Origin of the sequence: Burkholderia sp. BCC1977, from assembly GCF_905339595.1 — a bacterium.
Lineage (GTDB): Bacteria > Pseudomonadota > Gammaproteobacteria > Burkholderiales > Burkholderiaceae > Burkholderia.
The window spans coordinates 59,831-82,468 of sequence record NZ_CAJPGQ010000036.1 but is presented as its reverse complement, the minus strand read 5'-3'; the positions used below and the strand labels follow the sequence as shown (position 1 = coordinate 82,468).

General features: G+C 67.3%; 19 protein-coding genes. 7 read left to right on the top strand and 12 right to left on the bottom strand.

The annotated features are described in order from the left end of the window. Positions 1-51: 51 nt before the first annotated feature. A complete protein-coding gene (locus U5771_RS25725; RefSeq protein ID WP_322026573.1) occupies positions 52-282 on the bottom strand; it encodes a hypothetical protein in 231 nt (76 codons plus the stop codon). 129 nt (positions 283-411) lie between these two features. Here U5771_RS25725 and U5771_RS25720 point away from each other — a divergent pair, with 129 nt between their 5' ends. Next, positions 412-1,836: a DHA2 family efflux MFS transporter permease subunit gene (locus tag U5771_RS25720; protein ID WP_322026572.1), complete on the top strand. Its 1,425-nt coding sequence runs from the start codon at positions 412-414 to the stop codon at positions 1,834-1,836. Between the two features lie 253 nt (positions 1,837-2,089). Here U5771_RS25720 and U5771_RS25715 read toward each other — a convergent pair whose 3' ends face one another. From U5771_RS25715 to U5771_RS25705, 3 genes are all read right to left on the bottom strand, one after another. Beyond that, the gene (locus tag U5771_RS25715; protein ID WP_322026576.1) at positions 2,090-2,833 is read right to left on the bottom strand and encodes a 2OG-Fe(II) oxygenase; all 744 of its coding nucleotides are present in this window, start codon (positions 2,831-2,833) and stop codon (positions 2,090-2,092) included. Between the two features lie 350 nt (positions 2,834-3,183). Beyond that, positions 3,184-4,776 carry an inorganic phosphate transporter gene (locus U5771_RS25710; protein ID WP_322026571.1) on the bottom strand — a complete coding sequence of 531 codons (1,593 nt, stop codon included), beginning with the start codon at positions 4,774-4,776 and terminating at the stop codon, positions 3,184-3,186. Positions 4,777-4,974: 198 nt separating this feature from the next. Continuing rightward, positions 4,975-5,883: a LysR family transcriptional regulator gene (locus U5771_RS25705; RefSeq protein ID WP_322026570.1), complete on the bottom strand. Its 909-nt coding sequence runs from the start codon at positions 5,881-5,883 to the stop codon at positions 4,975-4,977. A gap of 127 nt (positions 5,884-6,010) precedes the next feature. On the opposite strand from U5771_RS25705, the gene metE reads away from it, so the two are divergent. After that, the gene (gene metE / locus U5771_RS25700; RefSeq protein ID WP_322026569.1) at positions 6,011-8,305 is read left to right on the top strand and encodes a 5-methyltetrahydropteroyltriglutamate--homocysteine S-methyltransferase; all 2,295 of its coding nucleotides are present in this window, start codon (positions 6,011-6,013) and stop codon (positions 8,303-8,305) included. Positions 8,306-8,380: 75 nt separating this feature from the next. Here metE and U5771_RS25695 read toward each other — a convergent pair whose 3' ends face one another. The 4 genes from U5771_RS25695 to speB all read right to left on the bottom strand — a co-directional run bounded on the left by U5771_RS25695 (position 8,381) and on the right by speB (position 13,193). Further along, positions 8,381-9,187 (bottom strand): carbon-nitrogen hydrolase family protein, encoded by an 807-nt coding sequence (locus U5771_RS25695; RefSeq protein WP_322026568.1) that lies wholly within the window; start codon positions 9,185-9,187, stop codon positions 8,381-8,383. After that, on the bottom strand, positions 9,184-10,689 hold the full coding sequence (locus U5771_RS25690) for a purine-cytosine permease family protein (RefSeq protein WP_322026567.1): 1,506 nt from the start codon (positions 10,687-10,689) through the stop codon (positions 9,184-9,186). The genes U5771_RS25695 and U5771_RS25690 overlap by 4 nt, the downstream gene beginning before the upstream one ends. Positions 10,690-10,857: 168 nt before the next feature. Beyond that, positions 10,858-12,183: an MFS transporter gene (locus tag U5771_RS25685; protein ID WP_322026566.1), complete on the bottom strand. Its 1,326-nt coding sequence runs from the start codon at positions 12,181-12,183 to the stop codon at positions 10,858-10,860. Between the two features lie 53 nt (positions 12,184-12,236). Beyond that, positions 12,237-13,193 (bottom strand): agmatinase, encoded by a 957-nt coding sequence (gene speB / locus U5771_RS25680; RefSeq protein WP_322026565.1) that lies wholly within the window; start codon positions 13,191-13,193, stop codon positions 12,237-12,239. A gap of 150 nt (positions 13,194-13,343) precedes the next feature. Here speB and U5771_RS25675 point away from each other — a divergent pair, with 150 nt between their 5' ends. Beyond that, positions 13,344-14,255, top strand: a complete 912-nt coding sequence (locus U5771_RS25675; protein ID WP_322026564.1) for a LysR family transcriptional regulator — start codon at positions 13,344-13,346, stop codon at positions 14,253-14,255. Positions 14,256-14,328: 73 nt separating this feature from the next. On the opposite strand, the gene U5771_RS25670 is transcribed toward U5771_RS25675, so the two are convergent. After that, complete coding sequence (locus tag U5771_RS25670; RefSeq protein WP_322026563.1) at positions 14,329-14,793, bottom strand: Lrp/AsnC family transcriptional regulator; 465 nt, start codon at positions 14,791-14,793, stop codon at positions 14,329-14,331. 134 nt (positions 14,794-14,927) lie between these two features. Here U5771_RS25670 and U5771_RS25665 point away from each other — a divergent pair, with 134 nt between their 5' ends. The 3 genes from U5771_RS25665 to U5771_RS25655 all read left to right on the top strand — a co-directional run bounded on the left by U5771_RS25665 (position 14,928) and on the right by U5771_RS25655 (position 19,150). Further along, positions 14,928-15,551, top strand: a complete 624-nt coding sequence (locus U5771_RS25665) for a LysE family translocator (RefSeq protein ID WP_322026562.1) — start codon at positions 14,928-14,930, stop codon at positions 15,549-15,551. Between the two features lie 259 nt (positions 15,552-15,810). Then, positions 15,811-17,400, top strand: a complete 1,590-nt coding sequence (locus U5771_RS25660; protein ID WP_322026561.1) for a S53 family peptidase — start codon at positions 15,811-15,813, stop codon at positions 17,398-17,400. A 73-nt stretch (positions 17,401-17,473) separates the two neighbouring features. Continuing rightward, a complete protein-coding gene (locus tag U5771_RS25655) occupies positions 17,474-19,150 on the top strand; it encodes a S10 family serine carboxypeptidase-like protein (RefSeq protein ID WP_322026560.1) in 1,677 nt (558 codons plus the stop codon). Between the two features lie 83 nt (positions 19,151-19,233). On the opposite strand, the gene nadE is transcribed toward U5771_RS25655, so the two are convergent. The 3 genes from nadE to U5771_RS25640 form a co-directional block, all read right to left on the bottom strand. Further along, a complete protein-coding gene (gene nadE, locus U5771_RS25650; RefSeq protein WP_322026559.1) occupies positions 19,234-20,082 on the bottom strand; it encodes an ammonia-dependent NAD(+) synthetase in 849 nt (282 codons plus the stop codon). A 224-nt stretch (positions 20,083-20,306) separates the two neighbouring features. Next, positions 20,307-21,176, bottom strand: a complete 870-nt coding sequence (locus U5771_RS25645) for a DMT family transporter (RefSeq protein ID WP_322026558.1) — start codon at positions 21,174-21,176, stop codon at positions 20,307-20,309. Positions 21,177-21,442: 266 nt separating this feature from the next. Then, the gene (locus U5771_RS25640; RefSeq protein WP_006752380.1) at positions 21,443-21,628 is read right to left on the bottom strand and encodes a hypothetical protein; all 186 of its coding nucleotides are present in this window, start codon (positions 21,626-21,628) and stop codon (positions 21,443-21,445) included. Positions 21,629-21,833: 205 nt separating this feature from the next. On the opposite strand from U5771_RS25640, the gene U5771_RS25635 reads away from it, so the two are divergent. After that, complete coding sequence (locus U5771_RS25635; protein WP_322026557.1) at positions 21,834-22,592, top strand: DeoR/GlpR family DNA-binding transcription regulator; 759 nt, start codon at positions 21,834-21,836, stop codon at positions 22,590-22,592. Positions 22,593-22,638: the final 46 nt, after the last annotated feature.

Sequence of the window (22,638 nt, the reverse complement as noted above, 5' to 3'; positions counted from 1 at the left end):
GCGCCACCGTGCACTACCGAGATCTCCTGGCGCATCATTTTCCAGATCTGATCAGATCAATCCGCCCTCAGTCAGCGTCCAGTCAATGTCGATGCATTCTGCGATGGCGTCGTGATGAGTGACGATGGGCGACGTTGATCGGTGATTGTCGATGAATGCCGCCTTCCGGCGAACCGCCCGCTTGAGCCGATCCCTCGACGTGTCGCGATCGACCTGATCGTGTGCGCCATTCGGCGAACGCAGTACGATATCGTCATAAAAATCTATGCGCATAAAGTCCATTTGCGCGACAGGTCCGACAAAGCGGACAACCGGCCCTTCAGGTTAATATCGCCACTCGTCCCGATTCCCGGCGCGCATTTGCATCTGCCGCCACTCGGCGTCCTTCGCATCCCGTCTCCTGCACCGTTCATGACTGACAGCCCTGCCCAAGGTGGTCGGACGACCGACTTCTTGCCGTATCTCGTCGCCGCAACGTTCTTCATGGAGTACCTCGACACGACCGTGATCGCGACCGCGCTGCCGCAGATGGCGCGCTCGTTCGGCGTCGGGCCGAACGCGCTGAGCCTCGGGATGACGGCCTACATGCTGGCGCTCGCGGTGTTCATCCCGATCAGCGGCTGGATCGCGGATCGCTATGGTTCGCGCACGGTGTTCGCCACGGCCATCTTCGTCTTTACCGGCGCGTCGGTGCTGTGCGGGCTGTCCGAGGGCGTGGTGACGTTCACGGCCGCGCGCCTGCTGCAGGGTGTCGGCGGGGCGATGATGGTGCCGGTCGGACGGATGATCGTCGTGCGCAGCACGGAGAAGGGCAGGCTGATGCGTGCGATCGCAACGATCACGTGGCCGGGCATCGTCGCGCCGGTCGTCGGGCCGCCGATCGGCGGCTTCATCACGACCTACGCGTCATGGCGATGGATCTTCCTGTTGAATGTCCCGTTCGGCATCGCTGCGCTGGTCTGTACCTGGCTGATCGTCCGGAACACGCGGGCCGACGAGCAACGGCCGCTCGACTGGGTCGGCTTCGTGCTGGCCGGCGGAGCGCTGACCTGTCTGCTGATCGGCACCGAAGCGGCCGGCCAGCAGGACGTCGACTTCACGCGCGCGGGCATTCTGGTGGGCGCGAGCGTGCTGTTCGGCATCGCCGCGTGGATGCACGCGCAACGCTGCGCGCATCCGCTGCTCGATTTCACGACGCTGAAGGTGCCGACGTTCTCGGTGACGGTGATCACCGGCTCGATCACGCGGATGGCGATCAACGCCGTGCCGTATCTGCTGCCGCTCCTGTTCCAGATCGGCTTCGGGCTGTCGCCGTTCCAGTCCGGCCTGCTGCTGCTCGCGAGCGCGCTCGGCAATCTCGGGATGAAGGCGGGAACGTCGTGGATCCTCGACCGCTTCGGCTTCCGGCGCGTCGCGCTCGTCGACGTGACGATCGTCGGCATCTTCACGATCGCGTGCGGCTGGCTGACCGCATCGACGCCGCTGGCGATCACGCTGTTCGTCGTATTCGTCTACGGGCTCACGCGGTCGATGCAGTTCACGACGCTCGCGACGCTGGCGTATGCGGATATCCCGGCCCGGCAGACCAGCGCGGCCAGCACGCTGTGGAGCGCGGCGCAGCAGATGACGATCGGGATGGGGATCGCATTCGGTGCGTTGTCGCTGCGACTCGCGGCGTTGGTGCGTGGCGACGCGGCCGGCATGCACTACGCACTCGACGATTTTCGCTGGGCGTTCGTTGCGGCGGGCGTGCTCGCGCTGCTGACGTTGCCGGGCTATGCGCGGCTGGCTTCCAATGCCGGCGATCGCCTGCGGGCGAATGTGGCCCGCGGGTAGGCCGGATCGCTCGTTGCATTGGCGTCGCGGCAGGTAAGGGCTCCGATCTTTTAGCGCTCACTTGAAACGGCGATCCGTCATTTCCACGATCGTCTGACGGAGAGCGTAACCCGTCATCCGTTGCTGCCGGCGATGAGCAGACCGTGCGGCGATGCCACGGTACAGCGAGCCTCGAGCAATGATGCGCGGTAGCCGTTGCGCGAACCCATCCGCGTGCCGAATGGCACGACAGTCATGCTCGCTACGCGGGCCGTCACTGCGCGTCATGGAAGATAATGCCGACCGTGTGGCGGTGGCCGCTGCGGATTCTGCTTACGCCGTGGCGCAAGTTGACACGGTAGACGCCGCGCGTTCCTTGTACGGGCCTGCCGTGCACGGCGAAGATCACCGCGTCGCCTTGCATGAGCGGCACCACTTCCGCGCGTGACTGCATGCGTGGCCGCTGTTCCGTCAGCACGAACTCGCCGCCCGTGAAATCCCGCCCAGGTGCCGACAGCAGGATCGCGACCTGGAGCGGAAAGACATGCTCGCCGTACAGGTCCTGATGGAGACAGTTGTAGTCGTCAGGCCCGTATTGCAGGATCAGCGGCGTCGGGCGTATTTGTCCCGCCGCGTGGCAGCGATCGAGGAATGTCGTGTGCTCTTTCGGATAGCGGACGTCGATCCCGAGTGCCTGGTTCCAGCGATTCGCGATTGGCGCGAGATGCGGGTACAGCGTCGCGCGCAGCTTGGCGACGACCGCGGGCAGCGGGTACGCGAAGTACTTGTATTCGCCGCGCCCGAACCCGTGCCGTGCCATCACGACGCGTGAACGATAGAGCGCATCCCGAGGATAGAGCGAGGCGAGCGCATCGCACTCGCTTGCGGAGATCAGGCTCGGGACACGCGCACATCCGTAGCGATCGAGCTCGACATCGACGGTCGGCCAGTCGATTGCGTCGACGCGTCGCGCGATGTCCGGCGATTCGACGGCAGGTTGAAGATCGGCGATATTCACGGGCATCCCTCGGTTCGTCAGCAGTGTGGCGCCGTACGATCGCGCGGACTACTCGCAAGCGTCGCGTGCACGGTTGAAGCCACGATGAAAGTTGATGAACCCAGTCTAGCGGCGTCCGTGTGCCGGCGCGCTCCAGATCTTGCGCTCCAATTCGGAAGGGGGAAAGGGCAGGGCGCGGCACGGACGCATCGAATGCCGCGACGTGTCGGAGCGCAGAAGCGCAGAAGCGCAGAAGCGCAGAAGCGCAGAGCGGAGAGCGGAGAGACACAGAGACGCAGAGACGCAGAGACGACGGCGGACCTTTCTACGACAGGCGGCCGGTTCTCACCGGTCCCCCGCCGTTTCCGCGATCAAGCCACCGACCGGAACAACCAATAGAGCCCGCCTGCCAGCACGATCGACGCGGGCAGCGTCAGCACCCACGCGAGCACGAGGCTGCGCACCGTGCTCCACTGCAGCCCGGATCCGTTCGCCGCCATCGTGCCCGCGACACCCGACGACAGCACGTGTGTCGTCGACACGGGCAGCCCGTACACGTCGGCGGCGCCGATCGTCAGCATCGCGACGAGTTCGGCCGACGCGCCCTGCCCATACGTCAAATGCTGCTTGCCGATTTTCTCCCCGACGGTCACGACGATCCGCTTCCAGCCGACCATCGTGCCGAGGCCCAGCGCGATCGCGACGGCGACCTTCACCCACGTCGGAATGAACTTGGTCGCGTGGTCGAGCTGCTTGCGATAGTTGTCGATCGCGAGCTTGTCGTCGGCGGCGAACGCGGGCTGCCCCGACTTCTCGATCAGGCGAATGGCTTCGGACACCAGATACATCGTGTTGCGCACGTTGTCGACGTCGCGTTGCGGCACCGCGGCCATCGAACCCGACGCGCCGACCGCGGTCGCGAGCGACGTGGACAGCTGCTGCACGGCCGGCAGCACGGCGGGCGTGAGTTCGCGACGCTGCACGTAGTGTTCGACGTCGGCGCGCGGGTTCGCGGACGGCGCGACGCCGTTCGTGTACTTTCCGAACGTCGCGGCGGCCTGATTCGCGACGGCAACGAAGGTCTGCGTTTCGGCCGGCGTGACGGCCTTGTTCAGCGCATACGCGGTCGGCACCGTGCCGATCAGGATCAGCATGATGAGGCCCATCCCTTTCTGCCCGTCGTTCGACCCGTGCGCGAACGACACGCCCGTGCAGGTCAGGATCAGCAGGCAGCGGATCCAGAACGGCGGCGGCTGATCCTTCGGCGGCTCCTTGTACAGCTCCGGAATCCGCACCAGCGCCTTCAGCACGAGCAGCAGCAGTGCCGCACACAGAAAGCCGACGATCGGCGAGAACAGCAGCGACTTGCCGACGCCGAGCGCCTGGCCCCAGTCGACGCCGCTCGTGCCCGACGGCCCGTGCATCATCTGGTTCATCAGACCGACGCCGATGATCGACCCGATCAGCGTATGCGAGCTCGACGACGGCAACCCGAAATACCAGGTCGCGAGGTTCCACACGATCGCGGCGATCAGCAGCGCGAACACCATCGCGAAGCCTGCGCCGCTGCCGACCTGCAGGATCAGTTCGACCGGCAGCAACTGCAGGATGCCGAACGCGACGGCGCCGCTCGAGACCATCACGCCGAGGAAGTTCCACATGCCGGACCAGATCACCGCGACGTTGGGCGTCAGCGAGTGGGTATAGATCACGGTGGCGACGGCGTTCGCGGTGTCGTGGAAGCCGTTGACGAATTCGAAGCCGAGCGCGATCAGCAGCGCGGCGCCGAGCATCAGGTAAGGGAACAGGGATCCTTCGCGGACCGGCGACAGATCGTCGATCAGGTGCGTGGCGATATAGATCGCGCCGAGCGCGAGCACCAGCAGGAAGACGGCATAGCCGACCTGCCTGGTGCGTTCGACGGAACCCGAATTGTTCGGTGCGGACGAAGCAGGTTGATTCATGACGGCATCTCGCAAGGGAACCGTGTCCGATCCTAGCTTTCGCTGGCAGTCAGTTTGATGACAGTCTGGACGTCGAATCATCGTCTTACAGACGTGTAAGAGAATGGCGCCGTCACGTCGAGGCGCGTCATGTCGTGCCGGCTCGCGTCGTCATCCATATAGTGAACACGAGCCCGCGCACCGGCATGCGGAGCGTGGCTAGCGCAGCATGCGCGGCGCGCTCCACGTCGATTCGCGCGCCAGCGCGACGAATGCGGCCAGATAGTCGATCGATGCCTCCGCCTCGCGGATGCCGAGAAAGATCTGTTTCGCGATCCCCTTCTTGCCGAGCTTGACCGGCACGACCGGCATCCGGTCCGCGTATTCATCGGCAAGCCATCTCGGCAGCGCGGCCACGCCGCGCCCGCTCGCCACCATCTGCAGCATGATGTCGGTCGTCTCGATCGACTTGTGACGCCGCGGCACGATGCCGGCCGGCGTCAGGAACTGGTTGTAGATGTCGAGCCGGTCGGTCTCGACCGGGTAGGTGATCAGGACCTCGTCGGTCAGCTGCTCGGGCGTCACGTAGTCGGCATTCGCGAAGCGGTGCGCGTCCGCGACCACCAGCACCTGCTCGTAATCGAACACGGGATCGAAGCGCAGGCCCGGCCTGTTCAGCGGATCGGGTGTCACGAGCACGTCGATGTCATGGCCGAACAGCGCGCCGATGCCGCCGAACTGGAAGCGCTGCTTCACGTCGACGTCGACGTCCGGCCAGCGCGACAGGTACGGCGACACGACCTTCAGCAGCCACTGGTAGCACGGATGGCACTCCATCCCGATGCGCAGCGTGCCGCGCTCGCCCTTCGCGTACTGCTTCATCCGCTCCTCGGCGAGTTCGAACTGCGGCAGCAGCCGGTTCGCCAGCTTCAGCAGATACTGCCCGCCCTGCGTGAGCCGCAGGCCGCGTCCTTCCCGGTCCCAGATCGGCGTGCCGAGCTGCTGCTCGATTTTCCGGACGGTATGGCTGAGCGCCGATTGCGTGAGATGCAGCGTATTGGCGGCCGCGGTCAGCGAGCCCTGGCGCTCGACTTCGCGGATCACGACGAGATGAAATCGTTCCAGCATGGATATCGCGTGCTCAACAGATACATGAACAGATTTAATGGATGAATGAAATAATGCCATTTTATTTCATGGGATGAAATCCCTATGATGGCTGCCGGATCGACTATTTCTTCAGGACGGCAGCTTCATGGTTACGACACACAACCTCGGTTTTCCGCGCATCGGCGCGAAGCGCGAACTCAAGTTCGGTCTCGAACGCTACTGGAAGGGCGAATCGTCGCGCGACGAACTGAAGGCACTCGGCGCTGAACTCCGCCAGCGCCACTGGAACGACCAGCGCGACCTCGATCTCGCCCCGATCGGCGATTTCGCGTTCTACGACCAGGTGCTCGACATGAGCTTCACGCTCGGCAACCTGCCGAAGCGCGTGCAGGACTTCCATGGCGATGCGCTCGACAACTATTTCCGTGTCGCGCGCGGCCGCTCGGCGCAGTCGGCGCAAGAGCATGCGGCGTGCTGCGGCGGTGTCGCGGCCGGTGAAATGACGAAGTGGTTCGACACGAACTATCACTACATCGTCCCGGAATTCCATGCGGATACGAACTTCTCGCTCGATCCGTCGCGCCTGCTCCAGCAACTGGCGGAAGCGCAGGCGCAGGGCGTCGCCGCGAAGCCGGTGATCCTCGGCCCCGTCACGTATCTGTGGCTGGGCAAGGCGAAGGACGAATCCGATCGCCTCGCGCTGCTGCCGAAGCTGCTGCCGGTATATGGCGCGCTGCTCGACACGCTGACCGCGCAGGGCGTCGAATGGGTGCAGATCGACGAACCGATCCTCGTGACCGAGCTCGACGCCGAATGGCGCCAGGCGCTGCGCACCGCATACGACGCGCTTGAGACGCGCCGCATCAAGCTGCTGCTCGCGACGTACTTCGGCCAGCTTCAGGACAACCTGACGCTCGCGGCCTCGCTGCCGGTCGACGGCCTGCATATCGACGCGAGCAACGCCCGCGACGAAATCGAGGCACTCGTGCGCGAACTACCGGCCGACCGCGTGCTGTCGGTGGGCGCGATCAACGGCCGCAACATCTGGAAGACGGACCTGAATGCGACGCTCGACTGGCTCGAGCCGCTCGCGAAGCAACTGGGCGATCGCCTGTGGCTCGCGCCGTCGTGCTCGCTGCTGCACGTGCCGGTCGATCTCGCGAGCGAGGAGAAGCTCGACGCGGAGATCCGTTCGTGGCTCGCGTTCGCGCTGCAGAAGCTCGACGAACTGAAGGTGCTCGCGACCGCGCTGAACCAAGGCCGCGACAAGGTGGCCGACGCGCTCGCGGCGAACGCGGCCGCGATCGATTCGCGCCGCCGCTCGCCGCGCGTGAACAACCCGGCGGTGAAGGCCGCGATCGCGCGCATCGACGCGCAGCTCGGCAATCGCGTGAGCCCCTATACGGCGCGCGCGCCGAAGCAGTCGGCGCGCCTGAACCTGCCGGCGTTCCCGACGACGACGATCGGCTCGTTCCCGCAGACCGCGGAGATCCGCCAGGCGCGCAGCCTGTTCAAGGCCGGCGCACTGGACGAAGCCGGCTACCGCGCGGCGATGCAGGCGGAAATCGAGCGCAGCGTGCGCGAACAGGAATCGCTCGAGCTCGACGTGCTGGTGCACGGCGAAGCCGAACGCAACGACATGGTCGAATACTTCGGCGAGCAACTCGACGGCTACGCATTCAGCCAGTTCGGCTGGGTGCAGTCGTACGGTTCGCGCTGCGTGAAGCCGCCGATCCTGTTCGGCGACATCAGCCGCCCGAAGGCGATGACGGTCGAATGGATCACGTACGCGCAGTCGCTGACGCACAAGCCGATGAAGGGCATGCTGACCGGCCCGGTGACGATCCTGAACTGGTCGTTCGTGCGCGACGACCAGCCGCGTTCGGTGTCGTGCTACCAGCTCGCGCTCGCGATCCGCGACGAAGTGCTCGATCTCGAGAAGGCCGGCGTGCGCGTGATCCAGATCGACGAGGCGGCGCTGCGCGAGGGGCTGCCGCTGCGCCGCGCGCAATGGGGCGAGTACCTGAGGTGGGCGGTCGAGTCGTTCCGCATCACCGCGAACGGCGTGCGGGACGAGACGCAGATCCATACGCACATGTGCTATTCGGAGTTCAACGACATCATCGCGTCGATCGCCGACATGGACGCGGACGTGATCACGATCGAGACGTCGCGCTCCGACATGGAATTGCTCGACGCGTTCGACAGCTTCAGGTATCCGAACGAGATCGGTCCGGGCGTGTACGACATCCACTCGCCGAACATCCCGACGCAGGATCACATCGTCGGCCTGATGAAGAAGGCGGCCGAGCGGATTCCGGCGGAACGCCTGTGGGTGAATCCGGACTGCGGCCTGAAGACGCGCCAGTGGGCGGAAGTGATTCCGGCGCTGACGAACATGGTCGCCGCCGCGAAGACGCTGCGCAGTCGTATGCAATGACGCGGGTGGGGTGACCGCACGATCGTCGCGCGGCGAGCTTGCCCCGGCACTCGGCCGAGCGCCGGGGCGTTCGCGTCAATGCCGCCGCGTCACGGCGCCGAGCGGCACCGACGCGAGGTCGACGTAGCGGAATGCCGCCCGCGCGTCATGTACCGCCGCAGGGTCGAGCACGACATCGAGCAGCGCTTCCCGATCGCCGGGCGCGACCGCGACGCAGGTGCCGTCGGGCGCCGCGACGAGACTCGTGCCGCTGAACGTGTAGCGGTCGCCGGCGCCGACGCGGTTCGCCATCGCGACGTAGAGCTGGTTTTCCAGCGCGCGCACCGGGATCATCTGGCGATGCACGTTGCCGTACGGATTCATCATCCCGTCGACGATCACGATCAGTTCGGCTCCGGCATGCGCGAGCGCGCGCGCCGTTTCCGGAAACTCGAGATCGAAGCAGATCAGCAGACCGACCTTCATGCCGCGCCACGTGCAGACCGGAAACGCGTCGCCGGCCTCGAACACGCCGAGATCGGATTCGTACAGATGCGTCTTCCGGTAGCGCAACAGCACGTCGCCGTTCGCATCGATCAGCAGCGCGGTGTTGAAGAAGCGCGAGCCGTCGCGTTCCGCGAAGCCGAACGCGACGGCGACCGCCGCCTCGCGCGCGGCGTCGCGCACCGCGGTGACGGACGGCCCGTCGAGCGGCTCGGCCAGTTGCGCGACGTCGTCGGGCGTCGGGAAGCCGCTGGCGTAGGTTTCGGAGAACACGACGAGGTCGGTTGCGCCGCGCGCGGCGGCGATGATCGCGAGCGCCTTCGCGAGATTGCCGGCGACGTCGCCGTCGCGCAACGCCGACTGGACGATGCGAATGCGCGGGCCGTTCATCGTGCTCATCGCGCGTCTCCCTGCGCCGCCATGGCGGCCGGCGCGTCGGGCGCGGGCGTTGCCGCGATCACGCGCCGTTCGCGGTCGAGGTCGAGCGAGCGCGACAGCAGCCAGTAGACGCCGCCCGCGACCGCCAGCCCGACGAGCCACGCGATGTCGACGCCGCCGAGCAGCCGCGCGACCGGCCCGACGAACACCTCGCGGTTTGCTTCCGCGTCGAACACGTAGAAGAACGGCACCATCGCCGCGAAGCCGATCAGGTAGGACAGGATGCCGCGCAGTTGCCACGTGCCGTACAGGCCGTCCGGCGTGAAGAAGTGCGTGATCGCATAGCGGCCGCGCCGTACGAAGAAATAGTCGACGAGGTTCACCGCGGTCCACGGCACGAGGAAGTAGAGCATCAGCGTCAGGAACGTCTGCAGCAGTGCGATGCCGTTGCCGCGGATCGCGAACACGCACGCGAGGACGAAGGTGCTGATGGCGACGATCGACGCGACGCGCGCGCGGCGCGTCGGCCGGATCGGCACGATCGAATCGATGCCGGTCAGCACGGTGAGCATCGCGCTGTACGCATTGAGCGCGATGATCGGCAGGAAACCGACCAGCGATACGATCGCGATCAGCTTGCCGAGGCCCGGCACGAGCGCCGAGCCGACGTCGTTCATTGCGACCAGCGCGTCGGCCGCGTGCAGCTTTTGCGCGAGCCATGCGCCGAGCCCGATCATCCACGTACCCGACAACGACGCACCGGCGAAGATCACCGCGATCAGCTTCGCGCGACTCGTGTGCTTCGGCAGATAACGGGAGTAGTCGGACACGTACGGCGCATACGAGATGTTGTAGCTGGCGGCGATCGCGAACTGCGTCGCGAACCCGATCCAGTTGAAGCCCGGCGCGACGGCCGGCGCGGCGGATGCAGCGGCCGGCGCCGCATGACCGAACGCGAGTGCGAGCGTGACGAGCGCATAGAGCGGCAGCGTCGCGATCAGCGCCCACGTGAAGGTCCGGTGCATCAGGTCGTGCCCGTAGATCGCGAGCAGCGCGCCGATCGCGACGGCCGCGATCGCGACGAAGCCGCCGTCGATGCCGAACACGTTGTGCACGCCGTCGACCATCAGCGATACGTTGACGACGTTGAAGCCGACGAACACGAACAGCGTCGCGAGCAGCGCGACGATCACGCCGCGATAGCCGAACTGCGCGCGCGACTGGATCATTTGCGGCAGCCCCATCTCCGGCCCCTGCGAGCCGTGGAACGCCATGAAGATCGTGCCGAACATGATGCCGAGCGCGCCGGCGAGCGTTGTCCAGCCCGCCGACAGCCCCATGCCGGGCCCGACGAAGCCGATCGAGATCGTGAAGAAATGGAAGTTGCCGAGGAACCAGAACGGCCCCTGGCTCGCGAGCTTCGCGTGGCGTTCGGGTTCCGGAATGTAGTCGATCGAGTGATGCTCGATCGCGAGGCCGGCCGGTTCGGCGCGGCCGAGCTCGAGGGCGTCGGGGCGGTTCATGCGGGTTGTCTCCTGGGTCGCGCGCGGTTCGTCGATGCGACCGCGCGCGCCTGCCCGCCGCGATACCGTCGGGGCAGGCAATGTATATCGGGGTGGCGGGGCCTGCTGCGTGCCGCCGAAGGGCAGCTCAAAAAAACGGGCAGGCGATGCGCCTGCCCGTTGCGGGAATCACACGGTGCGCACACCGCGCGGCAGCGCTTCGTCCGCCTTGCCGGGCGCGCCTGCGTCGTCGATGCTGACGCGGCGCGAGATCAGCCACACGCACAGCGACGACAGCACGGCGGCGCTCGTGTACTGGATCGCGAGCGGCCACCATTGCGGCGCGGCGTTCTGTGCGATCAGCGTGGCGACGAGCGGCGTGAGACCGCCGGCGATCGCGCCGCACACCTGGTACGCGATCGAGATCGCCGTATAGCGGATGCGCGCGATGAAGATGCCGCTGACGAAGCCGGCGACCACCGAGTAGTAGCCCGATTCCGCGAGCGTCGCGAGGCCGACGCCGACCGTGATCGACAGCGGCGTGCCCAGGTGCACGAGCGGCAGCATCACGAACGGCACGATCGCGGCCCAGGCACCGGTGATCAGCAGGACGCGCGTCGTGCCGAAACGCTGTGCGAGGAACGCGGCGGCGAGTTGCACGACGAACTGCAGCACGGCGACGATCGTCATGCAATGCAGCACCATCGACCGGTCGAGCGACAGGAACTGCGTCGCGTAGCTGATCATGAAGATGTTGCTGAAATACACGCCGGCGATCCCGTACACGTTCGCACCGATCGCGAGCAGCAGCAGCGGCCAGTACTTGAGGGCTTCGCGTACCGGGTTTTGCGCGGTGTTGCCGCTCTTCCTGACTTCCTCGAACTCGGGCGACTCGGACACGCTCGCGCGGATCACGAAGCCGACCGCCAGCAGCACGGCGCTTGCGAGGAACGGCACGCGCCAGCCCCAGCTCATCATGTCGTCCTTTGACAGCGTGCTGATCGCGCCGAACGCGAGCATCGACAGGATCAGCCCGCTCGCGCTGCCGAGCTGCGCGAACGACGCGAAGAACGTGCGCTTGCCTTCGGGCGCATGCTCGCCGGCGAGCAGCACCGCGCCGCCCCATTCGCCGCCGACCGCGATGCCTTGCAGCACGCGCATCAGCACCAGCAGGATCGGTGCGATCACACCGGCCTGCGCATGGGTCGGCAGCAGGCCGATCGCGACCGTCGACACGGCCATCAGCATCAGCGTCGCGAGCAGCGAGCGCTTGCGGCCGAAGCGGTCGCCGAGATAGCCGAACATCACGCCGCCGAGCGGCCGCGCGAAGAAGCCGACCGCGAACGAGCCGAACGACGCGAGCAGGCTGACGAATCGGCTTTCACCGGGAAAGAACAGCGGCCCGAAGACGATGGCGGCGGCGGTCGCGTAGCTATAGAAGTCGTACCACTCGATCGTGGTGCCGACGAACGAAGCGAGCGCCGCCCGCTTCGGTTGCTTGACGGAAGTCCCCATCTGTTATGCGCTCCTCTGGATTCTTCTGATTTGGAATAGGTCGGGTGCCGGGATCAGTCGCGGTATGCGACGCCGGGCAGCACGCACAGCAACTCGTAGGCGAGGTTCGCGCCGAGCAGGGCCGTGGTGCCGAACGGGTCATACGGCGGCGCGACTTCGACGAGATCGCAGCCGACGATGTTCAGCCCCTTCGCGCCCCGGATGATCTCGAGCGCCTGCGGCACCGTGAGGCCCGCGATTTCCGGCGTGCCGGTGCCCGGCGCATAGGCCGGGTCGATGCCGTCGATATCGAAGCTGATGTAGACCGGCGTGTCGCCGATGCGTGCGCGCACTTCTTCCATCAGCGGCGCGAGCGACTTGTTCCAGCACTCCTCGGCCTGGACGACGCGGAAGCCCTGCTCGCGGCACCAGTCGAAATCCTCGGCGGCGTAGCCGGTGCCGCGCAGGCCGATCTGCGTGACCTTGTCGCCGTGCAGCAGGCCTTCCTCGACCGCGCGGCGGAACGGCGTGCCGTGCGCGATCTTTTCGCCCATCATCGTATCGTTCACGTCGGCGTGTGCATCGACGTGAATCAATGCAACCTTGCCGTGCTTGCGGTGGATCGCACGCAGGATCGGCAGCGCGATCGTATGGTCGCCGCCGAGCGTGATCGGCTTGCAGTCGTGCTCGAGAATCGCGTCGTATGCTGTTTCGATGCGCGCGATCGAATCGTGCAGGTTGTACGGGTTGATCGCGACGTCGCCGATATCGGCGATCTGCAGCGAATCGAACGGCGCGGCGCGCGTGGCCATGTTGTACGGGCGCAGCAGCACGGATTCGGTGCGGATCTGGCGCGGGCCGAAGCGCGCGCCGGTGCGGTTGGAGGTGCCGAGGTCGAACGGCACGCCGACGAAACATGCGTCGAGCCCCGCGGCGCTCGCCACGTGCGGCAGGCGCATCATCGTCGCGATGCCGCCGCTGCGCGGCATTTCATTGCCGCCGAGCGGCTGGAAATGGGTGTGGTCGTTCATGGGCTTGTCTCTTCCGATGTGGGGTTGCCGTATCATTCGACGCGGCCTAGCACATAGTTTTACGCGTCCGGCCGCAAAGAAGAATGCGAAGATATCGACGTAAACATCGATTTTCATCGATGTATGGAAGGGGAACAAAAGGGGAATAGCGTGCTGGGGAATCTGTCGACCCTCGATCTGCGGTTGATCCGCGTGTTTCTCGCGGTCACGGACGCGGGCGGCGTGTCGGCCGCGCAGGCGATGCTGAACGTCGGCCAGTCGACGATCAGCGCGCAGCTGTCGTCGCTCGAGACGCGGCTCGGCTACCGGCTCTGCGAGCGCGGCCGCAGCGGCTTCCGGCTCACGCCGAAAGGCGAGCGGTTCCACGCGATGAGCCGCAAGCTGCTCGCCGCGCTCGACGAATTCGGGATGGCGGCGCGGCACATGGACCGCCAGCTGGTCGGCACGCTGCACATCGGCCTGATCGGCCATACGCCGGTCAGCCAGAACGCGCGGATCGCCGAGGCGATCGCCGCGTTCCGCACGCGCGACGAGGCCGTGCGCTTCTCGATCTCGGTGCGCGCGCCGGGCGATCTCGAGGAAAAACTGCTGAGCGGCGAGATCCAGATCGCGGTCGGCTACTTCTGGCATCGCGTGCCGTCGCTGCACTACACGCCGCTGTTCATCGAGCGGCAGGTCGCCTACTGCGGGCGCGGCCATCCGCTGTTCGAACGCGCCGGCGCGCTGACGCCGGCCGACGTCGCAGGATTCGAGTGGGCCTGGCGCTCGTATCCGCTGCCGGAGGCGCAGATGTCGACGACACCCGATCGCGTGACCGCGACCGCCGACAACATGGAGGCCGTCGCGCTGCTGATCCTGTCAGGCCATCATCTCGGCTACCTGCCGCAGCACTTCGCGGCGCCCTATGTCGCGCAGGGGCTGCTGGCGCCGCTCAATCCGGATCAACTGCACTACGACGTCACGTTCCACATGGTGGTGGCGCGCGACGGGCGCGGCGATCCGCTCGTCGAAGCGTTCCTCGAGGATCTCGAGCGCGCGCATCAGTCGCCTGACGTCGTGTGAGTTCGTTTGAGGCCGGACCACGTCGGCAATGTGAACGAGTGTCACGCCGGAGTGCGTCACCGCACTGCCGGCATCACGGCACCGGCAGCCCCGCATCGTGCTTCACTTCCCGCAACGACAGCGCCGATTCGATCGACGTGACGCCCGGCAGCATCCGCAGCGAGTCGCGCAGGAACGTGCCGTAGTCGTCGAGATCGCGTGCGACCACCTGCAGCAGGTAGTCGGCCGTGCCGGCGACGTTGTGGCACGCGAGGATCCGCTCGATGCCGAGCACTTCCCGTTCGAACCGGTCGGCGACCTTGCGGTCGTGTGTCGCGAAGCGCACGAGCACGAACGCGACGACGCCGAAGCCGAGCGCCTGGCGCGACAGCTGCGCGCGGTAGCGCTCGATGTAGCCGTCGGTTTCGAGACGCTTCAGGCGCCGGGCGCACGGCGTTTCGGACAGGCCGACGGCATCGGCGAGGCGCGCGATCGGCAGGCGGCCGTCGCGCTGCACCGCGGCGAGAATCGCGCGATCGGTTTTGTCGAGTTCGGTCATGTTGGCGGAATCCTTTTCTGGGTTCCGTGATTGTGGCGGATTCCGCTATGGATCGCCAATCCTGTGCCAAAGATGGCCAATAATCCCTCCACCTTCAGCGGCAACATATCGTCATTGGAGGACGGGGGCAGACCATGATTTCCACGCATTTGCTGTTGATTTATCTCGCCGCGCTGGCGGCCATCTACGCGGTGCCCGGGCCCGACATGGCGCTCGTGCTGCAGACCAGCATCGGCCGCGGCGTGCGCCCGGGCATGGCGGCGGCGGCCGGCCTGTCGCTGTCGCGCACCGCGCACGTGACGCTGTCCGCCTGCGGCGTCGCGGCGCTGATCCGCAGCGCGCCGTGGCTGTACGAAGCGATCCGCTACGGCGGCGCGCTGTATCTCGCCTACGTCGCGATCCAGGTGTTCCGCTCGCCGGTGTTCGCGCTCGGCGACGGCGACGCGGCGGCGCCGGGCGAACTGCGGCAGTCGTTCTTCAAGGGGCTGCTGACGAACCTGCTGAATCCGAAGGCGCTGCTGTTCTGCTCGGTGCTGCTGCCGCAGTTCGTGCGGCCCGAGGCCGGGCCCGTCGTGTGGCAGATGTTCGAGCTCGGCGGGCTGCTGGTCGCGGCCGGCGTGTGTTTCGACCTCGCATGCGTGTTCGGCGCGTCGCGTATCGCGGCGTGGATGCGCGCGCATCCGCTCGCGCAGACGGTCCAGCGCTGGACGTTTTCCGCCGCGCTGATCGGCTTCGCGCTGCGCCTGTCGATGGATTGAGCCGCTTCATCGCATCGCTGCCGTGCGGGTCGACCGGCCGCGCGACAGCGATGCGCGACCGAACGCGGGCCGCGTGCAATGCCGGCCTTCGCGCGCATGCCTTGGGGCAGAAGGGCGTGCGCGCAAATCGTCTGACTGATCTAAACTTCCTTCAACTTCGCGCAATCGCGAACCGACTGACCGAACGGAACCGACTTCCGCCGGCTATGTCCGATTTCCTGGCTGTTCCGTGCAACGCGGTACCAAGGAGGGTCTGAACATGGCAAGGCATCTTCACGCCGACCGTGAACCCCGAATCGTCGCCGAGTCCAAGTGCCTCGGCCCGTGCGATCCGGCAGAACGCATCCACGTCACGATCATGTTGCGGCGGCAGGAAGAAGGGCAACTCGATACGTTGGTCCACCAGCTCGCCACCGGCGACGCACAGGCGAAACCGTTGTCGCGCGAAGCGTTCGCGCAGCGTTTCTCCGCCAATCCCGACGACATCCGCAAGACCGAGGACTTCGCGCGCCGTCACCAGCTCACGGTCGATCGCGTCGATCCGGTCGAAAGCGTCGTCGTGCTGTCCGGCTCGATCCAGCAGTTCGAAGCGGCGTTCAGCGTGAAGCTCGAGCGTTTCGAGCATCGCTCGATCGGCCAGTATCGCGGCCGCTCGGGCCCGATCGCGCTGCCGGACGAACTCGGCGAGGCCGTCACGGCCGTGCTCGGCCTCGACAGCCGCCCGCAGGCGCGGCCGCATTTCCGGCTGCGTCCGCCGTTCCAGCCCGCGCGCGGCGCGACCGGCGTCACGTTCACGCCGGTCCAGCTGGCGTCGCTGTACGGCTTTCCGGCCGGCGACGGCGCCGGGCAATGCATCGCGATCGTCGAGCTGGGCGGCGGCTATCGCGCGGCCGACATCCAGCAGTATTTCCGCGGGCTCGGAATCACCACGCCGCCGACGCTCGTCGACGTGAACGTCGGCACCGGCCGCAATGCGCCGACCGGCGACGCGAACGGCCCGGACGGCGAAGTCGCGCTCGACATCGAGATCGCCGGCGCGATCGCACCGGCCGCGAAGATCGCCGTCTACTTCGCACCGAACAGCGACGCGGGCTTCATCCAGGCCGTCAACGCGGCCGTCAGCGACAAGACCAACCGGCCGTCGGTGATCTCGATCAGCTGGGGCGGGCCGGAAGCGATCTGGCAGGCGCAGTCGGCGCAGGCGTTCAACCGCGTGCTGCAGGCCGCCGCCGCGCAGGGCGTCACCGTGTGCGCGGCGTCGGGCGACAGCGGCTCCGGCGACGGGCTGCAGGACGGTACCGATCACGTCGACTTCCCCGCGTCGAGCCCGTACGTGCTCGGCTGCGGCGGCACGCAGCTCGATGCGCTGCCGGGGCAGGGCATTCGCAGCGAAGTCACGTGGAACGACGAGGCAGCCGGCGGCGGCGCGGGCGGCGGCGGCGTCAGCACGCTGTTCGACCTGCCGGCGTGGCAGCAGGGGCTCGCCGTCACGCGGGCCGACGGCAGCAGCACGCCGCTCGCGAAGCGCGGCGTGCCCGATGTTGCCGGCGATGCATCGCCGCAGACGGGCTACGAGGTGTCGGTCGCCGGCACGGCCGCGGTGATGGGCGGCACGAGCGCGGTCGCGCCGCTGTGGGCCGCGCTGATCGCACGGATCAACGCGGCGGCGAGTGCGTCGGCCGGCTGGATCAATCCGGTGCTGTACAAGAATCCGGGCGCGCTGCGCGACATCACGAAAGGCTCGAACGGCACGTTTTCGGCCGCGTCCGGCTGGGATGCGTGCACGGGCCTCGGCAGCCCCGACGGCGCGAAACTCGCGGCGATCCTCGCGCGCAAGCCGTCGAGCTGACGCGCCGGCACCGGTCTTTCCATGCGACGCGGGTGTCCTGCCCGCGTCTTTTTTCACCTCCAGGAGCAGCACGATGGGCATCGATTCCGCATCTTCCGGCGGCGTGTATCCGCTGCATCACGACGATCACAATTCGCATGGCGTGCCGCCGACCATCAGTCCGGTCGCGCTGAGCCACGGCCGCGACCAGCCGTTCTTCGATCCGGTCGCGTACGGCAACGGCCCCGACGATTCGGTGACCGACACGACCGAATCGGCCGCGATCACGCACCACACGATCCTGATCGACGGGAAGCGCATCGCGTACACGGCGACGGCCGGCCATCTCGTGACGGTCGACCCGAGCAGCTCGCAGCCGGCCGCGAAGCTCTTCTACGTCGCGTTTACGGCCGACGGCGCGAAGGAGGAAACGCGGCCCGTCACGTTCTTCTACAACGGCGGGCCCGGGTCGTCGTCGGTATTCGTGCTGCTCGGCTCGTTCGCGCCGAAGCGCATCAAGACGTCGATGCCGGGGTTCACGCCGCCCGCGCCGTACCAGATGGAAGACAATCCGGACAGCATGATCGACCACAGCGACCTGGTGTTCATCAACCCGGTCGGCACCGGCTATTCGGCGGCCGTCGCGCCGAACAAGAACCGCAATTTCTGGGGTGTCGACCAGGATGCGGATTCGCTGAAGCAGTTCATCAAGCGCTACCTGACCAAGAACAACCGCTGGAATTCACCGAAATACCTGTTCGGCGAGTCGTACGGCACCGCGCGCAGCTGCGTGCTCGCGTACAAGCTGCACGAGGACGGCGTCGACCTGAACGGCGTCACGCTGCAGTCGTCGATCCTCGACTACCGGCAGGCCGGCAACCCGGTCGGCGCGCTGCCGACCGCGGCGGCCGACGCGTGGTATCACAAGAAGCTCGGGGTCACGCCCGCGCCGACCGATCTCGGCGCGTTCGTCGAGGACGTCGCGCAGTTCGCGCGCACCGACTACCTGAATGCGCTGCGCACGGTCCCGCATGCGAACCCGGCCGCCGTGCAGAAGCTGTCGCAATACACGGGCATCGATACGGCGACCCTGCAGTCGTGGAGCCTCGACATCGCGGGCTACGACACGCGCGGCAATTCGCTGTTCCTGACGACGCTGCTGCATGCGCAGGGGCTCGCGCTCGGTTCGTACGACGGCCGCGTGACCGGGATCGCGTCGGGCATCGCCGGCAAGATCGACCCGAACTCGGGCGGCAACGATCCGACGATGACGGCCGTGACCGGCGTCTACACGGCGATGTGGAACAGCTACCTGAACGAGCAGCTGAAGTTCACGTCGAACTCCGCGTTCACGGACCTGAACGACCAGGCGTTCCGGAACTGGGACTTCAGCCATATCGACCCGACCGGCGCGCAGCAGGGCATCGATGCGCAGGGGAACGTGATCCTCTACACGGCCGGCGATCTCGCCGCGGTGATGGCGTTGAACGTCGACCTGAAGGTGCTGTCGGCGAACGGCTTCTACGATTTCGTCACGCCGTTCTACCAGACCGTGATCGACCTGCAGCAGATGCCGCTCGAGGATCAGAAGGTGCGGCAGAACCTGTCCGCGCGTTTCTATCCGTCGGGGCACATGGTGTATCTCGACGGCGGCTCGCGCACCGCGCTCAAGCGCGATCTCGCGACGATGTACGACGCGACGGTCAGCGATACGGGCGCGCGGATGCGGATTCGCGCACTGCAGACGAAGAAGACGGGCGGGCACGCGTAGCGCTACCCGTCGTGCACGTGCCGCGCGTAACCGCCATGGTTCGCGCGGCGCGGTGTGGCGGCCCGAGCGGCCGTCGGGCCGGCTTACGCGGTCGGCCAGTCGAACGGCGTGTACGGCAGCGCGCGCTTGTGGCGCGAACCGTCGAAGAAGCGCAGCACCGTTTCGTACACGTTGTCGGCGACGGTCTTGCCTTCGAGGAAATCGTCGATCTCGTCGTAGGAGACGCCGTACGCGTGCTCGTCGGGGCGCAGCGGACGCAGTTCCTCGAGGTCGGCCGTCGGCACCTTCATCACGATCAGTTCATCGCCGCCGAGCGCGCGGGCCACCGCACGCACGCGGCGCTTGCTCAGGCCGGCGAGCGGCAGGATGTCCGCGCCGCCGTCGCCGAACTTCGTGAAGAAACCCATCAGCGATTCGGCCGCGTGGTCGGTGCCGATCACGATGCCGCGCCGCGCACCGGCGACCGCGTACTGCGCGATCATGCGCTCGCGCGCCTTGACGTTGCCGTGCACGAAGTCCTGCTGCGCCGGGGTTTCGAACGCGTGGCCGGAGGCGACCAGCGATGCGAGCATCGCGTCGGCGGCGGGCTTCACGTCGACCGTCAGTTCCTCGTCCGCGCGCACGAACGCGAGCGCGCGCTGCGCATCGGCTTCGTCGTTCTGGACGCCGTTCGGCAAGCGCATCGCGATGAAGCGCGCGTCGTAGCCGCCGGCGCGCAGCTGTTCGACCGCCAGTTGCGCGAGCCGCCCGGCCGTCGACGAATCGACGCCGCCGCTGATGCCGAGCACGTAGGTCCGCAAGCCGGTCGAACGAAGGTACTGCGCAAGGAAATCGACGCGGCGGGCGATCTCGGCGTCGACGTCGAAGTGCGGGGCGACGTTCAGTTCGGCAATGATCGCGCGTTGGCGGCTGGCGTAATCGGCGGATGTCATGAAGGTGGTTCCGGAACGAAATGCAAGGCGCCCATCATAAGCGCAATCGCGGCCCGGCGCCGCGCCGGGCATGCGATCCGGCGGCCGCGCGTTGCATCGGCGAGACGCGCTGCATCGTCATGGTGCAGCGTGCGGGGCGGTGCCCCCTGGCGTACGCGCGGATGCTTCGTTTCGAGGCATGGCGGGGGGCGGTGACGGCCGCGCGCTGTTCCCGCTCGCCCGCGTCAGCGCCGCGCGAGCACGACGCCCACCAGGGCGAGCGCGAAGCCGGCGAGCTGGACGGTCGCGAGCGTTTCGCCGAACAGCAGGTAGCCCTGCAGCGCGGCGAGCGGCGGCGCGAGGAACAGCAACGACGTCGCGCGCGCGGCGTTGCCGCGTCGCAGCATCCACATCAGCATCGTGACCGCGCCGCCGGACAGGAACACGACGCCCCACACGAGCGAGATCCACAGCGCGGGCGCACCGATCCAGCGCGTTTCGTGCAACAGCACGACGAAGACGGCCGCGACGATCGCCGCGCCGAGGTTCTGCACGGCGACGGCCGTGCGCAGGTCGTTCTGCGCGAGCTTGCCCTTCTGGTACAGCGAGCCCGCGGTGATCGAGCCGACCGCCAGGATCGACACGGCCACGACGAACCACGCGGGCGCGGCGCCCGGCGGCGGCACGACGCCGCCCGCGACCTTCGGCGCGAGCACGAGCGCGACGCCGGCGAGCCCGAGCGCCATCCCGAGCCAGCCGCGCGCGGGCAGGCGCTCATTGAACAGCGGCACCACGAGCACGGCGGTGGCGAGCGGCTGCAGTGCGCCGAGCAGCGCCATCACGCCCGCGTTGAGCCCTTGCGCGACGGCCCAATAGCTGGCGCCGAGATAGACGCCTTGCAGGAGTGCGCCCGCGATCAGGTGGCGCGGCCATTCGCGGCGGGCCGGCCACGGCGCGCGTGCGGCGAGCGCCACCGCGCCGAACAGCACGGCCGTGCCCGCGAAACGCGCGAGCAGGAACAGGTTCGGATCGGCGTAGGGCTTGATTGCCCGGGCGACGATGAAGCCGGTGGACCACAGCGCGACGAAAGCCGCGGCGACGAGCGAGGTAAACATGCGTGGCGGGCCGCGTGACGGCCGGACGATTCGTGAAGCCGGCCAGTATCGGGTGAAGCGGTGCCGCCGTCTTGTCGGATTCTGCACTCGCTCGTGGCGCGTGCCGGACGCATGCCGCGCAGCCGTCGTGTGCCGCGCGCTACGATCGTTGGGGTGGGCGCGATGCGCCGCAAGCGCGGCGGCGTGCCGGCCGTTCGGTTATCGGCCGGCCGGATGAACGCGCCGCGGCATGAATGCGCACCGTGGCGCGCGCCGAGAAGGGGAGATCAGTCGAGCGAGAACGTGTCGAGCGGCTGGTTCGCGCGCGCGTCGGTCGCGAAGCGCGCGGCGAGCTGTTCGTACAGCCGGCGGGCCTCGTCGAGCGTCAGGTCGATCCAGTACGGATCGCCGGCCCCGTCGTTGAGTCGTTCCGGCGAAAACTGGATTTCGAGCACACTGCCTTTGCGGTACATGGCGCAAGCCCCTTGATGGTCTGTCGTTCGGCGAAACGCAGAGTGTAGCAATCGCATGCCGTGCCGATTCGCGCGCATCGGGCAATACAGAATTTCGCTTTCGTGAAACGCGGCCGCCGCCGGACCCGCCGCCGTCAAATGGCGGTCAAACGACCGTAATACAATGATTGGCTTACCCATTACCAGTCGCCTCGGGCGCATTGCGATGCTGGCGGAACAACGTCATCAATACATTCTGTCGGAGCTCGGACGATCGGGCGCGCTGTCGGTCGCCGAGCTCGTGCGCTCGCTCGACGTGTCGCGCGAGACGGTACGGCGCGACCTGAACGCGCTCGCGGCGCGCGGCCTGCTCGTGATGACGCACGGCGGCGCGCTGGCGGCGGACCGCCGCGAGCCGAGCCTGTCCGAGCGTGAAGCGGCGAACGCCGAAGCGAAGCGCACGATCGGGCGACGCGCGGCCGAATTCGTGCCCGACGACGCATCGGTGCTGATCGACTCGGGCAGCACGCCGCACGCGGTCGCGCTCGCGCTGGCCGACCGGCACCGGCTGTCGATCTACACGAACGACTGGCGCACCGCGTTCGTGCTCGCGCGGCGCAACGGCAATCGCGTGACGCTGCTCGGCGGCGAACTGTCCGACGACGAGGATGCGACGTTCGGGCTCGATACGATCCAGCAGCTCGCGCAATACCATGTCGATTTCGCGTTCGTCGGCGCGGGCGGCATCACGGCCGACGGCGACTGCACCGACTACTCGCGGCTCGCCGCCGAAGTGCGCAGCCGGATGATCGCGGCGGCCGGCACGGCGATCATCGTCGCCGACCATTCGAAGTTCGGCCGCGTGACGCCGGTGCGGATCAACGGCACGTCGGCCGCGCGCTACCTCGTCACCGAGCGCGCGCCGGACAAGACCGTGCGCCGCGCGCTGACCGCACGCGGCATCGAGCTGCTCGTGTGCGACTGACGCGGGTCCGACATACAAGGTTCATCGAACGGTCATCGCACGGGAA

Coding starts and splice junctions, on each gene's coding strand:
- U5771_RS25725 (WP_322026573.1), bottom strand. CDS start 282: ATGGACTTTATGCGCATAGATTTTTATGACGATATCGTACTGCGTTCG.
- U5771_RS25705 (WP_322026570.1), bottom strand. CDS start 5,883: ATGCTGGAACGATTTCATCTCGTCGTGATCCGCGAAGTCGAGCGCCAG.
- nadE (WP_322026559.1), bottom strand. CDS start 20,082: ATGACATCCGCCGATTACGCCAGCCGCCAACGCGCGATCATTGCCGAA.
- metE (WP_322026569.1), top strand. CDS start 6,011: ATGGTTACGACACACAACCTCGGTTTTCCGCGCATCGGCGCGAAGCGC.
- U5771_RS25645 (WP_322026558.1), bottom strand. CDS start 21,176: ATGTTTACCTCGCTCGTCGCCGCGGCTTTCGTCGCGCTGTGGTCCACC.
- U5771_RS25720 (WP_322026572.1), top strand. CDS start 412: ATGACTGACAGCCCTGCCCAAGGTGGTCGGACGACCGACTTCTTGCCG.
- U5771_RS25690 (WP_322026567.1), bottom strand. CDS start 10,689: ATGAACCGCCCCGACGCCCTCGAGCTCGGCCGCGCCGAACCGGCCGGC.
- U5771_RS25665 (WP_322026562.1), top strand. CDS start 14,928: ATGATTTCCACGCATTTGCTGTTGATTTATCTCGCCGCGCTGGCGGCC.
- U5771_RS25655 (WP_322026560.1), top strand. CDS start 17,474: ATGGGCATCGATTCCGCATCTTCCGGCGGCGTGTATCCGCTGCATCAC.
- U5771_RS25670 (WP_322026563.1), bottom strand. CDS start 14,793: ATGACCGAACTCGACAAAACCGATCGCGCGATTCTCGCCGCGGTGCAG.
- U5771_RS25710 (WP_322026571.1), bottom strand. CDS start 4,776: ATGAATCAACCTGCTTCGTCCGCACCGAACAATTCGGGTTCCGTCGAA.
- U5771_RS25660 (WP_322026561.1), top strand. CDS start 15,811: ATGGCAAGGCATCTTCACGCCGACCGTGAACCCCGAATCGTCGCCGAG.
- U5771_RS25640 (WP_006752380.1), bottom strand. CDS start 21,628: ATGTACCGCAAAGGCAGTGTGCTCGAAATCCAGTTTTCGCCGGAACGA.
- U5771_RS25635 (WP_322026557.1), top strand. CDS start 21,834: ATGCTGGCGGAACAACGTCATCAATACATTCTGTCGGAGCTCGGACGA.
- speB (WP_322026565.1), bottom strand. CDS start 13,193: ATGAACGACCACACCCATTTCCAGCCGCTCGGCGGCAATGAAATGCCG.
- U5771_RS25685 (WP_322026566.1), bottom strand. CDS start 12,183: ATGGGGACTTCCGTCAAGCAACCGAAGCGGGCGGCGCTCGCTTCGTTC.
- U5771_RS25695 (WP_322026568.1), bottom strand. CDS start 9,187: ATGAGCACGATGAACGGCCCGCGCATTCGCATCGTCCAGTCGGCGTTG.